This window comes from Mesorhizobium sp. WSM4817 (assembly GCF_055811135.1).
In genome coordinates this window covers 42,843-57,448 of record NZ_JBVVQQ010000024.1, presented here as the reverse complement: position 1 = coordinate 57,448, position 14,606 = coordinate 42,843, and the positions used below count along the sequence as shown (strand labels likewise).

General features: G+C 55.3%; 13 protein-coding genes and 1 pseudogene. 10 read left to right on the top strand and 4 right to left on the bottom strand.

The window, feature by feature from the left end; all coding sequences use genetic code 11:
- The first annotated feature begins 120 nt into the window (after nucleotides 1-120).
- From AC0L2K_RS26990 to AC0L2K_RS26980, 3 genes are read left to right on the top strand one after another with little or no spacing between them, the layout of a single operon-like run.
- Nucleotides 121-1,725, top strand: coding sequence for a DEAD/DEAH box helicase (locus tag AC0L2K_RS26990; protein WP_473532810.1), 1,605 nt, complete (start codon nucleotides 121-123; stop codon nucleotides 1,723-1,725).
- Nucleotides 1,722-3,536, top strand: coding sequence for an ATP-binding protein (locus AC0L2K_RS26985; protein ID WP_473532809.1), 1,815 nt, complete (start codon nucleotides 1,722-1,724; stop codon nucleotides 3,534-3,536). The genes AC0L2K_RS26990 and AC0L2K_RS26985 overlap by 4 nt, the downstream gene beginning before the upstream one ends.
- A 3-nt stretch (nucleotides 3,537-3,539) precedes the next feature.
- Nucleotides 3,540-4,451 (top strand): phospholipase D family protein, encoded by a 912-nt coding sequence (locus AC0L2K_RS26980; RefSeq protein WP_473532808.1) that lies wholly within the window; start codon nucleotides 3,540-3,542, stop codon nucleotides 4,449-4,451.
- Nucleotides 4,452-4,583: 132 nt separating this feature from the next.
- On the opposite strand, the gene AC0L2K_RS26975 is transcribed toward AC0L2K_RS26980, so the two are convergent.
- Both AC0L2K_RS26975 and AC0L2K_RS26970 read right to left on the bottom strand, forming a co-directional pair.
- The gene (locus tag AC0L2K_RS26975; RefSeq protein WP_473532807.1) at nucleotides 4,584-5,486 is read right to left on the bottom strand and encodes a hypothetical protein; all 903 of its coding nucleotides are present in this window, start codon (nucleotides 5,484-5,486) and stop codon (nucleotides 4,584-4,586) included.
- A 1-nt stretch (nucleotide 5,487) separates the two neighbouring features.
- A complete protein-coding gene (locus AC0L2K_RS26970) occupies nucleotides 5,488-7,359 on the bottom strand; it encodes a DNA sulfur modification protein DndB (RefSeq protein WP_473532806.1) in 1,872 nt (623 codons plus the stop codon).
- 235 nt (nucleotides 7,360-7,594) lie between these two features.
- On the opposite strand from AC0L2K_RS26970, the gene AC0L2K_RS26965 reads away from it, so the two are divergent.
- From AC0L2K_RS26965 to AC0L2K_RS26950, 4 genes are all read left to right on the top strand, one after another.
- A complete protein-coding gene (locus AC0L2K_RS26965) occupies nucleotides 7,595-7,870 on the top strand; it encodes a hypothetical protein (protein WP_473532805.1) in 276 nt (91 codons plus the stop codon).
- A gap of 9 nt (nucleotides 7,871-7,879) precedes the next feature.
- Nucleotides 7,880-8,083 carry a hypothetical protein gene (locus AC0L2K_RS26960; RefSeq protein ID WP_473532804.1) on the top strand — a complete coding sequence of 68 codons (204 nt, stop codon included), beginning with the start codon at nucleotides 7,880-7,882 and terminating at the stop codon, nucleotides 8,081-8,083.
- A 1,117-nt stretch (nucleotides 8,084-9,200) separates the two neighbouring features.
- Entirely contained in the window at nucleotides 9,201-9,590 is a 390-nt protein-coding gene (locus AC0L2K_RS26955; RefSeq protein ID WP_473532803.1) for a hypothetical protein, read from the top strand.
- 44 nt (nucleotides 9,591-9,634) lie between these two features.
- Nucleotides 9,635-9,964: a hypothetical protein gene (locus tag AC0L2K_RS26950; protein WP_473532802.1), complete on the top strand. Its 330-nt coding sequence runs from the start codon at nucleotides 9,635-9,637 to the stop codon at nucleotides 9,962-9,964.
- A gap of 211 nt (nucleotides 9,965-10,175) precedes the next feature.
- On the opposite strand, the gene AC0L2K_RS26945 is transcribed toward AC0L2K_RS26950, so the two are convergent.
- A complete protein-coding gene (locus tag AC0L2K_RS26945; protein WP_473532801.1) occupies nucleotides 10,176-10,649 on the bottom strand; it encodes a hypothetical protein in 474 nt (157 codons plus the stop codon).
- A gap of 97 nt (nucleotides 10,650-10,746) precedes the next feature.
- On the opposite strand from AC0L2K_RS26945, the gene AC0L2K_RS26940 reads away from it, so the two are divergent.
- The 3 genes from AC0L2K_RS26940 (at nucleotide 10,747) to AC0L2K_RS26930 (ending at nucleotide 13,748) form a co-directional block, all read left to right on the top strand.
- The gene (locus AC0L2K_RS26940) at nucleotides 10,747-10,947 is read left to right on the top strand and encodes an MBL fold metallo-hydrolase RNA specificity domain-containing protein (RefSeq protein WP_473532800.1); all 201 of its coding nucleotides are present in this window, start codon (nucleotides 10,747-10,749) and stop codon (nucleotides 10,945-10,947) included.
- On the top strand, nucleotides 10,948-11,880 hold the full coding sequence (locus AC0L2K_RS26935; protein WP_473532799.1) for a hypothetical protein: 933 nt from the start codon (nucleotides 10,948-10,950) through the stop codon (nucleotides 11,878-11,880).
- Between the two features lie 1,538 nt (nucleotides 11,881-13,418).
- Complete coding sequence (locus AC0L2K_RS26930; protein WP_473532851.1) at nucleotides 13,419-13,748, top strand: DUF3768 domain-containing protein; 330 nt, start codon at nucleotides 13,419-13,421, stop codon at nucleotides 13,746-13,748.
- Between the two features lie 199 nt (nucleotides 13,749-13,947).
- Here AC0L2K_RS26930 and AC0L2K_RS26925 read toward each other — a convergent pair.
- Nucleotides 13,948-14,361 (bottom strand): annotated as a pseudogene (locus tag AC0L2K_RS26925) (transposase); the annotation flags it as partial.
- Between the last annotated feature and the right edge of the window lie 245 nt (nucleotides 14,362-14,606).

Sequence of the window (14,606 nt, the reverse complement as noted above, 5' to 3'; positions counted from 1 at the left end):
AATGCCGCCGTAAATTAAGAGCGCGCGACGCAACTTTGACAGGATAGCTTAGCCTTAATGACCTCTCGCTGCCGAATCCTCCTTTCGTCCCCCTTTCAGTGATCATGTGAGCCGGGCTCGGTGAGATTCGATCAGTTTTTAACGCGCGCCGACGATGAGATTTTGCAGGCTCTGCTTGGCACTAAGGTTTTGCGACTTTTGAGAGCGCTCGACAGCACGGGGTTTAACCAAGGTCGGCAGCGCTCGCTTCTCGTAGAGCAGACTAAACCGCAGACACTTCTAACCAATCCGAAAACACGCGCATTGCTCTTAGACCTTCTTCGGCCCGCGGAAGCGGAACAGCTGTGTCGCGTATTGGGGCTGCACACCGAGCGGCCGTATGAGGCTCTGAAGTCCGGTAAGGTATCCGGTGATCGGCTGGTAGCGCTGTTGGCGTTTTTCGAGCTGTCGCCGCTTCAGGAAGAGCCTCGCGAAGAGTTGCCTGCGGCAAGAGTAGTCGAGCCTTTCTATGGACTATTTTCGCACCAGGAGCGCGCCGCGCGAAAGACTATCGGCGCCCTTATCTCAGGTCGCAAGCGTGTTCTGTTGCACATGCCAACAGGTGCCGGGAAAACCCGGACAGCAATGCACATCATTGCTGAAAACCTACGATTGTTCCCGGACAAGTCGGTGATCTGGCTCGCGCACAGCGAGGAACTCTGTGATCAAGCCGCCGTGGAGTTTGAGAAGGCATGGAGAAGCCTTGGCAGTCATCCAGTCGTGATAAGGCGGTTTTGGGGCGGGCGCTCGCTAGAAATCGACGACGTGCGAGGCGACTTCATTGTCGCGGGATTGCCTAAGATGAATGCCACCGTGCGGCGCAGTCTCGCGACTATTGGGCGGCTAGGTGCCGGAGCGTCCTTAGTGGTCATGGATGAAGCCCACCAGGCCGTGGCGCCGACCTATCAACTCATCCTTGATGCTCTTGTTTTGCCCTTCCGCTCAAGTTCTCTGCTTGGTCTGAGCGCCACGCCAGGTAGAACCTGGAACGACCTTGATGCGGATCAGGCGCTAGCCAACTTCTTCGGGCGTCAGAAAGTCTCGCTTCAGATCGAGGGATATTCCAACCCGGTCGAATACCTTATCCAAGAAGGATATCTGGCTAGGACGACTTTTAGGCCGCTGCTGCTTACAAGCGGTGTGACGATGACTGAGAAGGATCGGGCCCGGCTAAAAGAAGCGCTCGAAATTCCTACTGAAATTTTACAGCGATTGGCGGAAGTTGAGGTTCGTAACCTAGCAATTCTGTCTGAGATCGAACAAATTGCAAAGCGTCACCGTCGAATCATCGTGTTCGGCACGACGGTCGAGCACTCCGATCTTCTAGCTTACACCCTTCGCGCCCGAGGGCTGTGGGCCAAGTCCGTTACGGGTTCGACGCCAGGTTTGGAACGTCAAGCGACACTTCAAGAGTACAAAGCACCCTCTGACGACGTTCGAATAATCTGCAATTTCGGCGTTCTAACGACTGGGTTTGACGCGCCAGAAACAAGCGCCGCCGTAATCGCACGGCCTACGATTTCCTTGGTTCTCTATAGCCAGATGGTGGGTCGCGCGATCAGAGGGACGAGGGCGGGCGGCAATGCCGAAGCCGAGATCGTCACGGTGGTCGATAGCGGTCTGCCTGGCTTTGGTGATATTGGGGACGCGTTTCTCAATTGGGAAGACGTTTGGGGAGAGCCATGAATTTTTCGATCGTACCCGCGCATTTGGCGGTCAAGGCTATGCGCGACAATGGATACAAGAACGCCGCCTACGCAATTGCGGAGTTGATGGACAATGCCATTCAGGCCGGCGCTAAGAACGTCGAGCTCTTGTGCGCTGAACAGACCACACCGTTGGCGCAGCGCACCAGACGCCGTGTTCACCAGATTGCCGTGCTCGATGATGCGTCCGGAATGGATAAAGACACTCTCCGCATCGCCCTGCAGTTTGGGAATGGTACGCGCCTCGAAGAGGCAAACCAGACGGGGATCGGGCGCTTCGGAATGGGGCTTCCTGCGTCCTCAATTTCCCAGTGTCAAAAGGTTGAGGTGTGGTCTTGGCGCGGAGGTGCGGCGAACGCGATTTACACCTACCTCGACCTAGGCGAGATCGCATCCCGAAAGATGACTGAAGTGCCTGAGCCCACAGCCAAGGCGATTCCCAAGCTTTGGAAAAAGGCCGGCAACGAATGGGGGGAATCCGGCACGCTGGTTGTCTGGTCAATCCTCGATCGGTTGATGTGGAAGACCGCGGCCACAATCATTGACAACTCTGAATTCGTGATTGGGCGCATGTACCGACGGTTTCTGAAGAAGGATCAGGTTCGGATCCGCATGGCTGCCTTCGATATAGACTGTCCGGAAAACGTCACTGTCGATGAGTGGGCTAAGCCGAACGATCCTGGGTACCTTTCCACCGGCACTTCAACCCCAGCACCGTGGGATGACAGGCCTATGTTTGAAAAATGGGGTGGTGAGGATGGCTATGAGGTCACTCATAAGATTGAGTTCCGCGACCAACAACATCCTGTAAAAATCCGATACTCGGTCGCTAAAGAAGAAGCGCGGCAAGGCATCAACCCCGGCTCGCGCGATTACGGCAAACACGCCGCGAAGAATGAAGGATTGTCGGTCGTGCGCGCCGGTCGCGAACTCGAACTGGACGATGGATGGGCCGATCCATCTGAGCCCCGTGATCGCTGGTGGGGGATCGAGGTTGAATTCCCGCCAGCGCTGGACGAGATCTTCGGTGTTACGAACAATAAACAACATGCGCATGGTCTGTCAGAGCTCGCGAAGTTGGACCTCGATAATCTATTGAAGGATGGGAGGAGCCTCGGTGAGCTGCGCGAGCAACTCGACGACGATGAAGATCCTCGTGCACCTCTAATCGAAATAGCTCACCAAATCCAGAAAACGCGGAACGTGTTGCGTCGCTTGCTTCGGGCACAAACGGCGTCCGAGGAACGACGTGACCGAACAAGGCATCCTGATCCGAATTCGCCAGAGAGCCGCGCGACCGAAATCACGCGTCATCGGCAGGAGGAAGGCCACGAAGGTCAGAGCGACGCGGGCGAACAACTGCCCGCCGATCAGCGTCAAAGACAAATCGAAGGGGAACTGGCGAGCCTTGGAATGCCAGCAGCCGCGGCTAAGGAACTGGCGGCTACAACCATTTCTGATGGCTTGAAGTACGTGTTTGCCGAGGCCGATCTTGAAAGTATGGCGTTCTTCTCGGTGAAACAGAGGGGCGGGTCGATTATCATAACCTTGAACACGAGCCATCCGGCCTTTGGCTCTCTTGTGGAAGTGCTGGAGAAGGATGCTACCGGCGAAGACGACGCTAGCCTTCGCGAGCGTCTCACTACGGCAGCGGGTGGCCTCAAGTTACTTCTGATGGCTTGGGCTCGCTATGAAGATGAGCAGCCCGATGGCCCGCGGCGCAATCAAGCACAGGAAACCCGTGCGGACTGGGGGCGGCTGGCTCGCCAGTTTCTTAACAAGGATAGTTAAGTAGTGTCGTCTCCCGTCGGAGAAACTCTGCTTGCGGTTTGCCGCGACGCAAGTAGCGAACTGTTGCTTGTCGCTCCATATATAAAACTCGCTGCTCTGGTAAAAGTGTTAGACGCGACTTCCCCAGGGGTGTCGGTGCAGGTGGTTACACGCTGGCGGTTAGACGAGTTGGCATCCGGCGTTTCCGATCTCGCGATTTGGCCGGCTCTTTGCGCTAGGGGGCATGCTGAACTATGGCTACAGCCTTCCCTCCACGCCAAATATTATCGAGCTGACAATCGCTCTATCCTTGGTTCTGCGAACCTCACCGGCGCGGGATTGGGGTGGTCAGCGTCGTCGAACCTGGAGCTTCTTGTCGAGAGTTCGCATCTTGCCGTGCATCTCTCACTTTTCGAGTCAGAGGCATTTCGAGGTGCGAAGAAGGTCGATGATGCAATATACCTAGCCTTCAAAGTCGCGCTTGACACCCTTCTTCCGCTACCACCGCCTCAGCTTGAAGGTGCACAAATCGACAATGTGAAGTTCGCTACGTGGCGACCATCGCTGCGGTTTCCTCAGGATATGTGGCGGTATTATTCCGGCGACCGAAACGGTCTCACGACGGCCTCATGTGAGGCTGCACGATTGGACCTGGCCGCGCTCGACCCACCGGCCGCGCTGAGTCAGGACGTCTTTCACTCCTGGATTGCCCTGCAACTTCGGCAACATCCTGAGGTTCAAGCAATTGAGGCATTTGGTGTGCAGTCACGGCGATTCGGTGAGATGACATCGCTCTTGAGTTCCTTAGGTGCTCAGGATGGCGCCCATGCCTGGCAAACCTGGATGCGATGGCTAGGTCATTTCGATCCTACGAGGTTCAAGTTTCACGTGGCTAACTACTCGGAGATATTCGAGGTCGTTGCGCCGACCCAATAGGTCAGAATGAGCTTTTAAGGCTCAATGTTCGGTGAGCCAACCAGCTTCGCAAAACGGACCAAGGTCGCTGCCGTCTCGTTGAAAGAGTTGCATTTCGTCAACAGCCGGCGCCCGCATCAGCAATTGGCATCCCTAAAATCTAAAATCCATTGGGAGGTCCACTTCGTACGGCATAACGAAGTCGAAATTCTCCGGGATTAGGTCGAAATCGTCGCCGACGAGATCCTCTTCCGCGGACTGAAAGGATTTAATACCGTTTAGCATTAACTTTGCCTCGTCTGCTTTAAGGGCGAGCGGTATGTAGATACGGAGTGCACCGGTTCCGAAATTTATCGACAAGAAGATAGCGTCACAACCAGTATCATCGACGAGGCGAGAGACAACGTGCGGAGCGAAAGAGCCTGCGCGAAGTCGGACGTCCACCACAAGATACTTACCCATCTTCTTCACAACAAGATCCGACCAGCGCCCATCCTGAGCGGCGCAGTCCGCCGCCCAACCTTGGATCCCGTTCTGAAATTCTTCGGGGAGCTTCTCCAGCTGCTCTGCTGCTATTACGAGTTTCGCGCCACGGCGCTGTTGGCGATAGTGAGCGCTCATTTCGACGACCATCACCTTGAATTTCTCAAGTTGACGCATGTCACGATCGGTCAGCGGTCGGAAATGGGCCGCTTTGTGACGTAGTTGGTTGAATATCTTGAATTCCGCAAGGAAGATATCTTGCGGTGGCCACCGATCTTTGAACAACGGCCAAACCGCTTCGGACGTGATGATATCCTTCAGTTCGGAGAGCATCAGATAGCTTAGTAGGTTACGCGAATCCACATCGATAATGCGGAGCTGGCTTTCCTCATGACGGCGGTCGCTAGCTTCTTTATAAAGCGACCCAAGTACACTTTTCCATCCCTTTCCCGAGCTTCCGACTAGCTCCCATCGTAACATTAACCTGAAATATAACTCGAGATTATACACCAAACGGTGGCCAATCTCAGCATTGCCGGAGCAGAAAGAAGCGAGCCCCTCCGAGCTAAACAAGTCACGCCTCCCTCAAAACGCTGCGGAGATGCTCATAACGCATCTTCAAGTAGCGCTCGGGCTTGTCCGACTCGCCATCTAGACCTCTAGCTACGGCGAGTTTCACCATACCCTTATAAGCGGGCCGTCTTGCGTCCATAAGGTAGCTCAGCGTCTTAGCCGGGACGCCCGCAGCCCAAGCCTCCATACCGTCGAAAGTCGGTGCGGCAGTACCATGCACATGGATGATGAATGCGATTTCAAGCCATGCGCGAATGCGTTCGGCGCCGGCATTCGTAAACTCGATCGTGGAATCTGCAGAAAGGCCAGAACCTGCCCAAAAGGCCTCTTTTTTCAAAGTTGCATCGACCAGGTCGAGCTTGGCCCCATTCAGTCTATTCATACATGCGATGAACAATCCGGCGGCGTCGCCGCGGCCTTCTAGTTTCGGCGAATACGACTTGGGATTTCGGATCACATTGACGAACGCGCGAAATAACGCGCGTTGGAATACCACTTTGAAAGCCCAATTATTTGCCTTCAGCTCTTCGATTTCAGCCAGCGGGGCCTCGTAACGCTTCGCAAGCGTCCAGCCGTCGGTCTGCTGCATCGCGGCCTCGACAAGTCGCTTCTTCCGCTCCTGCCCCGACTTCGCAGGCATTGCCTCCTGCGCGACATATAGGTTTACAAATTGCGGGCCGAGTAACTTGTGTTTTTCGGCGTAGTCCCAGATGTCAGAGTAGGGTTTGTAGTTGCGCAACAGGCCGCGCAACTGCGGACGCCATGTCGCTTCGAAGGACTGTTGGAGAATTTTGATCTGCTCCGGCATCCAGCTCAGGCGCGTTTGCAGCCTAGCGCAAGTTCGCACCTGAGATAGAATCTCTTCCCGCGCAGCTGTGTCAGTGATTGGAAGAATAGCGTCCAGCCAAACTTCGGCGTTTTTCACGCTATTGTCGTCTTCGTCCAACTGAAGGTCTGGTACAGCCAATAGCTGCCGAACCGCCTCGTGCAAAAGAGTGACGGTAGTGAGGAAGGGGCCGTCGTCAATCTTGTTTCGGTCGGTCATCCAATCGACGAGTGAGAGGGGTACGCGATCCTCATCCGCCGTGTCGCCGAGCGAACGCCCGATCAAGGTGCGAGTGGAGACACTGACGATGCTAAGGTCATCGAGGAGGATTGTGCGACTAGGGGAGACTGGGCGCGCGTTCTTGTTTAAGTCTATGAAAACGTTTCGCAGTGCCGAAACAGTTCGCGAGGGGTCATTTTCGGCCAGCGGGGTGCGAAAGCCAATTCGTTCATCCGCGATGAGAAAAATGATGGGAACTGCGGCACCTTCCCAACGCTCACGTTTGGCCTCTTTGACGAAGCGCTTGATTGCCGCCAAACGATGCTGGCCATCAACTGCGACCGCGTCGACACGATCAGTCGCCCATCGCAGTTTGCCCGCACCAGAAGGCACGTCCACATCAGAGCCATAGAACTGAATTTGTACGCCTCCAAGTCCGATGGGCTTGCCGAGCCCAGCGTCTACCAGCGACGGGATATCTCTTGGTGGGCCGAAATCTCCACCAAGGCTCTGGGTGTGACTCGGCATTAGAGCAACTGTGAGCGAATTGAAAAACTGCGGCCGCGTTGGACTATTCAAATAAGCAAGTATCTCTTTGTCGACTCGTTCCCAAGAGATATCGCGTTGGAACAGCTCTTCCAGAGTCCATTCGCCAGTGTCCGCCTGGGGCAGTTCCTCAAATAGTTTAAAATACTTTTCAGCAAAGTTTAGAGGGACGTTTGTAGTGAAGAATGGAATGGAATAGTTCCATAGAGAAACGCTGCCCTTGATAAAAAGGAGTTCTGGGGTGAGTGCCTCAGGCACCGCACTGTTTATGACGAACGACAAACCCATATCCCCCCGAGTCAATTTCGCGCAATTTACAGAATCGCGAGGCAGATGAAAGGGCCGCGACCATATCGGCAACAGCTTCCCCTATATGCCTGAGACAGGTATGAAAGGCGCGAACAGTGATGAATGATCGGGACAACAAGTTGGATGGGGCGCGCGGTCGGCGCTAAGTTTTCAGCGGAAACGATGGAGAATGCGATTGAGGACTTTGTCTGAAAGATTCGAAGAGGCAATGTTCTCAATCTACCGCCGGGCAAAGGAGGAGGCCAATTACACCGCAACGATCTTCCTTGGGATGCTCACTGATCGGGGTGGTTTGGCAACGGCGAAGGCCCTTATTAATGCCAGCAAGCCTTCCGACGGATATACAGCGCTATATGAACGGCAGAGGCTAGATTTGACCGTCGAAGCTTTGGTGATTTCGGAGCCGGAATGGCAGACATTGTTTCTACCCCAGGAGGTGGATCGTGCCAAAAGGCGCTTACGTCAGTACGGGTGGCCAGCCTGAACTTACGCGATGCGCATTACTGAAGTTTCCTATGTAAGCTGGAGCTGGGGCGTTGGCTCGGCATTCCGGGCTTCAACCGCAAGGCAGATCAACCAGAAAACAGCGGCGGCAGGGCGCAATATCGCGGTCAATGAGGTTGCTCCGATCAAGCTCGATAAGAAGCGCTTCACCAATTACGGCAACGCTTCGAGCGTTTGCGCGCGCACTCGCTGATGACGTGACGAGCCTTCCAGACGTCAAGAAGGAGTCGTAGCGCCAAACTGGCCCGGCAGCAGCTGGCAAACAAAATCCGTGTCGGCAAGCACGGCCGTGTAGTCGCATTTCGCCATCGTTATAAGCAACCGAATGCAGGCAAAAGGTGGACGCAAACTCGTGCAGCTCCAATGTGCGAACGTTTCCTATTGACTCAAATACTCGCCGACAAATGAGGGGCACTCAGTGTAAAGTATGCATTTCACGCTGAACCGTTGTCGTGAACGAACAGAGCATAGGCGAAACGACCGGGTGCAGCGGATCCCTCTTCAAATTGGTGAGGGACGTTAGTGCGAAACACCATTTTCACAATGAACCACTGAACCGCAGAGAGCGACCGGCCCGTGCGGGTGGCCAGCTGGGGTGGACCGTGACTGTAAGGTGAGGCGCGGACCTTCCGCACACTGCCGACTTTCGAAATGTGCAAAGTCAGTACCTAGGATCTGGTGACAGGTTTTGTCGCCCGACCATGGGAATGAGTCCCCATTAGCTGTCTCGATAGCATGGCGTGCCAAGGAGCATCGATTTTATGGTTTATGACAGTGTGCTAACCCACGGGAATTTCGGCAATTCTGTTCCCTACAATCACTTCTACAATTCCACGAACTGCCCAAGGGCGTATTCGGCGGCAGCACCCAAGGACAAGCCGGCGCCCTGCAGGATAATCCTTGAACACGGCTCCCAAAAACGGGAACCGATGTGCATTCTACCGGGGGCTGATACGTCGCGCCTACTCTTTCGCGATCCAGGCGTCATTGCTTCTTTGGTGGCCTTGTGCATGTTTCCCTTTGAAAGCGAGGGGTGCGTGGTGGCTTGATCATCGACGGCGAGGCCAACCTTTGGGACTCGGTCGAACCGGTCCATAACGCCGTAACGTTCGCCGAAATCGCTGTTGAAGAACGGGCGACGTTGCTGTTGATGCCCGTGGCATGTCGACGCCAGTTGGTCGACTTGTGCGGTGACCTAGCGACAAAGATCGAAGGCCATAGCGGACTGAGTCCAAGAGAGAGATCATCGAACTGCGGCGCATGCAGTATCGCAAAAGCCGCTGCCTGAATTGACAACCCAGATAGGCGCAATGGGGGTGAAGGACATGCTAGCGACCGATGTTACAATCGCGGACGTTTGGAACCTGCTAAGGGACAATAAAGCCTACGCTGAGGCGGTTCTGAATTTACTCGATTACTGTGTTCGAAAGCATGGGAGCGCGAATGTCAGAATCGGCACCGATGGCAGCGGCAAATATCCCTCGTATCGCGTGGTCTACGATGTGCAGGCCTCTGACGGCGCGACTAGGGAGTGCGTCTTCAATTCATACTTCGATAGCGGTAAGCCTTTTCCCAAAGACTTCGCGTTTGTCGTTCCTGGAGATTGGAGCACCGTCCGTACGACCATCTCTGAACTTGAGGAATTGCTGGCGCACGAAATTCAAAAACGGCGAAACAGAGACCCTGGAGGAAAACGCTAGGTCCTGCGGATAAGAACAGCGGGTGTCACAAGGAGGAAGGCCGAATGGCAAAATCGAAAGCAACGGGACATCATGGATCTTGGTTCGCGCTCGTGGATGACGAAAAGCTGCCGTGCGTGCACAAGCACTGGTGGGTAGGCCAGCGTTATAATGACTCGCAGGTTCGGCCCGGATCACCCAAATCCGATGAACTGGTAGCGGCTATTCTTGAAAAGAAGCGGGTAGTTCTGACCAGCGACGATCCTTATGCGGCTGATCGGGGAACAGGTTTTGTCAGAACCGGGTACATTGCAGAATACGCCGTCGACGACGTTGAATTTGACGCTGCTGGCCTGCGTTTTCGCTTTGTGGCTCGCTTGAAGGACCTGCAGTAATTTTGGGATTTAGCCTGCTGATATGTTCAGTCACAGCACTGCCGCTGTCTAGCATCCACCCAAGATGAAAGGTAAGGGGGCGGGAGCGGCCTTTCGTCGTCGCCATCATTGGTAACTGTAGATGCAGCATCACGATGCATGGTGAGCTGGGCTGAACGGCCCGCGGCAACCGGGCGCCGAACGCGATGGCGAGGCTGCGGATCGACCTAGTTCACCTGCATGACGCGCTGCCAGACCAGTTCGTGGGCGCTACGATGAGCGAACGAATACCCTCGCGCTTCAGGCCTGCCACGATGGCGGGATAAATGTACTCCGGCCTAGAAAGGCGTTCCATCCTACTCCTGAACCCTTCGACCACGCCCAGAAGGGTCTTGACCGAAGGATTCTCGGCGACATTGAGCCGGCGATAGAGGGTCTCGTTCGTGCCGGCAACCAGCTCTTCGTCACGGCCAACAATTAACCGGTTCGTCGCCGTATCGAGGTGCAGGGACTCGGGAGCCGCCAATAATCCTGCCTTGTTGCGCAGGAACTCGATGGTCGCAAGCTCCCTCTTGGCGGCAGGTGTAAGCAATCGCATGTTTTCGGAAAGCAGTCGCTCAAAGGCTTCGGCAGTGCTGGGACGGTCGCCTATTCCCCGAGAAGTTATCGGCAGCAGCGAGCAGGTCCGTAATGATAGTTCGACCATGGATGCTGGCCGACCTAAATGAGTTTGGGCTTGAACGGAGCGCGCAATCTGGTCTCAATGGGATGGGTATCTCGCTCAGGAATCCGGCATCAGGTTTATGGCCAGGTGCCGCGAACTTAGCATTCCGATGGAGACGATCCACACCTCAGGCCACGCCGATATCCAGGATCTCCAGCGATATGCCAAGGCTGTCAACCCTGGCAGACTCATACCGATCCATTCATTCTTTCCTGACCGGTTCGGCAGCTTATTCGACATTGTTGCACCAACAGATGATAGCAAGTGGGAGCAGATTTGAATGAGGGCGGTTTCGGAAGAATTTCTCCATGATTTGAAGGACGGGATGCTTCGGCATCTAACAGAGCGTGTGCGCGTGGACGACACTCTCATGCTTGCGCTCAGGGGGGCATCGATCAACATCTACTACAGGGGCGGCAATCTTATGCGAATTGCGAGGAACCCTGGCAGCTACCGAGTGACGTTCGATGTGAATTACGCCGGGAAGAATGCCCTCCCTGAGCAGCTCGCGTTGCTCGAAGAGTTGCCTAAGTCGGTTCGAACGGAGTCTGACTGCCAGATTTGGCTGAAGTCATTTCCACATCTCAAGGAGATCATGAACAGCTACCTTGCCAAACATCCGAAGTTGGAACGCGAGTTCCAGCAGCTTGTTGCATGGGAGAATAACCGTTCGCGCAATGCGAACGGGACCGAATATTTCATAACCGATATTGAATATGACGGCGGCGCGGGTTCTGGACGGTTTGATATGGTTGGCTTCAGATGGCTGGCTAAGGACAAAAAGACAGGAAAAAAATGCGGGCCAGTCTTCATTGAGATGAAGTACGGAGATTCTGCTCTGGATGGAAAGGCGGGTTTGCGGAAGCATCTTGCGGATTTGAGCGCAACTCTCCGCGATGAATTAAGAAGCAAGAATTTAAATAATATGATTGAGAGTCAATTCCGCCAGTTGGATCAACTTGGGCTTCTGAGATTCAATCGTGCTAGAATGTTTGACGGAGTTACGGTGTCGGGTAAGCCAGAAGTTATAATTATTATCGCAAACACGAGCCCAAACAGTACGATTCTCCGTAGAGTAATTGGCTCCATCGACGAGCCGGTTGATTTCGAGTTGAGATTTTTTGTTGCAAGGTTCGCTGGCTGTGGTCTGCACAGCAAATGCGTCGTGGGTCTGCGAGAATTCCAAGCGCTCTTGAGCAACAGCAAACTTTAATAACGTTGATCGCGGACACTTGTCCGGGGCGGCAATGACCTCCAGGCTACATCGCTGTCGCTTTTCGGCGCGTTGGCTCGAGGCGTCCCTACGCCAAAATACGCGACCGCTGATCTCTGCCGCTACGATCGGCAGTTTGAACGATTGGCCAAAAGAGTAATGCGCTTGCCCTTTTGCGCTTCATTCGCCGGAGAGCGCACTCCTTAACGATCAAAAGGCATTGTTCAATGCGCGCCGATCCACCTAACCCACGAGCAGTCTTGAATTTACTGGCCACTGCCCCGTTCACGGCCAGTGGCTTATGCTGCAAACGAAGGTAAAGCGATCAACATGGCTGACAATCCGGCTCCCGAACCGACGATGCGCGATTTGATGGCCGCAGTCGCATATTTGCTCCTGCATTGGGGATGGTTAGAAGGAGAAGTCCGCGCGCGTATCGAGGCGATCGAACCAGACCGCCTTTTGTCCAAGGGATCATTGTGGGTCCACTGGAGCGCAGTTGAGCCAGGGGCTTGGCAGCGGTTCCGGAGTAACATCCAGATACTTGGCGATGTCCGAAATTGTCTTGCGCATGGGCTATGCGGTGCGCAGGCCGACGCGCGCAACGGCAGTGAGCCGCATGTTGTTTGTCAAACGGGAACGGGCCGGCGCCTATTCACGATGTCCGAGTTGGAGAGAGTGACTGACGCACTCCACGTAGCAAGGAATGACGTGCGCGACGGCCGCTTTTGACTGTCTTGGTGGGAAAACTGGCGAAAAGGAACACGTCGCCTAGATGCAAGAACCGCAGAAATCCGGGACTTGGGACGACCGGCGGCGAGTGTCAATTCCAAACCTGCTTGTCGGTTCTCTCAGGGTGAAATACGGATTTCACACTGACGACGTCCTCGGCTGAATGAACTATTCGCTTACCTACCGGACCTAACCTGGAACGAGGTTGTGTTTTTGATCGATGGACGGCGTGACAAGGTTTCGGCATCGAGGCTGCATAACAGTCGTCTCGCCGATCGTCGCGGGTCGAGCCGTGACAGCGCCGGTCCATGGTGTGCGCCGGCGGCTGTCCTGTGCGCGAAAGGCACCTTCTGAGCAGTCGAGTTTGACTCCGACCCTGATCTGTCAGCACGATCTCGTGCAGCTTACGGATCACTACCTGAGCCCGCAGATCTTCGACCTCGTCGTGTGATCGAGAAACCTCGCTTCATGGCAGGTCTTCTTCCTGGTCCGGTCATCACTGTCCGCCGCAGCGCATTTACAACTGATCACTCCGACCTGACCCGGTTTCAGGCCGGCTTGATAATAGGAATATTTTCCTATATCCTGATCCCGACCGGAGGAGGCACCCATGTCGGGACGTCAGTCGAAGGTCGAAGGTCGATGGTCGGGGACGGCTCGTGGGCGGGTAGGGAAGTCGTTGATCAGTGCATGTGTGAGCGGCTCGCGGCATCGAGTGTCGATCACATTGCGACAGTGGCCGGGAAGGACAACCAACTGAGGCGGTGGAGTTCGGGAGCGTTCCCGGCTGGCGAGCCCTCGGCTGAATTGCCTGCGCTGGACGAGACCGTCCGCTACTCAACGACGACCTGAGAATCCGGCGCCTTGGCGGGACCATCGTCATCACCACCGGGATAGCGTCCCTCGGTCCCTCGGCGATCAGGGATATCATCTCGGCCATCACCGCGTTCGATGGGTTCACATCCGAGAACGATCCCTATGGCGAGCACGATTGCGCGGTCATGACGGTCAGTGGGATCAAGATCATCTGGAAGATCGATTACTATAACCTAAGCCGCCGTTACCATTCGCCCGACCCGTCCGACCGAAACGTCACATCGCGGGTGATGACGATCATGCGGGCAGACGAGAACTGAAGCGCCGTCGCTGCCACATCATGCGCAGGACGACCAGCCTCTCTGGCGATCGGAGAACCATTTTGGGGCGTCAGCTCGACCTTCCAAGCTGACGCCCATGCCGTTGGCGATTTTACGATCTCTACCATCTTTCTGCGATAACATTTATCGCAAAGGACGTGGTCACAAGTCGTCAGAGGCGCTCGACGATCGGCGCCGGGTCGTGGCTGATCTTGTGATAGCGCGAAGGCTGCGGGCGGCTCCAGCCGGTTGAGCGTCGACTTGCCGGCCACGGCCGCGCATTTCTTGTGACGACGTGCCTCGAGCTTGCCGGCCAGCACCGCCATTACCGGATGGCGCAGCTCGTCATGGTCGTTCAGGTCCTCATAGCCAAGGGCGAGCGCGAATATGCGCTGGCCCATCAGCGTTCTCACCTCATGCTCGATCAAATCCGGATTGCGAGCATCGATAAAGCAACGGGCAAAGCGGCCATAACGCCAATCGCCCGGTCCGTCAGCCCCAGCAGAAGCGCGCCCGCATCCGAAGTGATCGCTCCGCCGTCAAAACCGGCCACGACGGCGCGCCTTTCCCCCGGTGCAAAATCAAATCGCTCCGCGCTGCACTCTGTTTGCATCGGGGAACACCTCCGCTTGGGGTAAGTCTTTGTAGCAGAAGCATTTTTCCCTGATTTTGAGCCCCGATGCACCTGAATATCGTGAGATATCCGGGCTAGGCCGAAGCGGCTGACCAATTGGTCACCGGTTGGTTTGCTTTCTGTGTTCTCCGCATAGCGGCGTCGCAGCAAACCACTCCAAGCTTGACCGAAAAGTCCTGCAAATTCAGAGAGCAAAAGCTCGGGAGTAAAAAGGCGCACTCCTC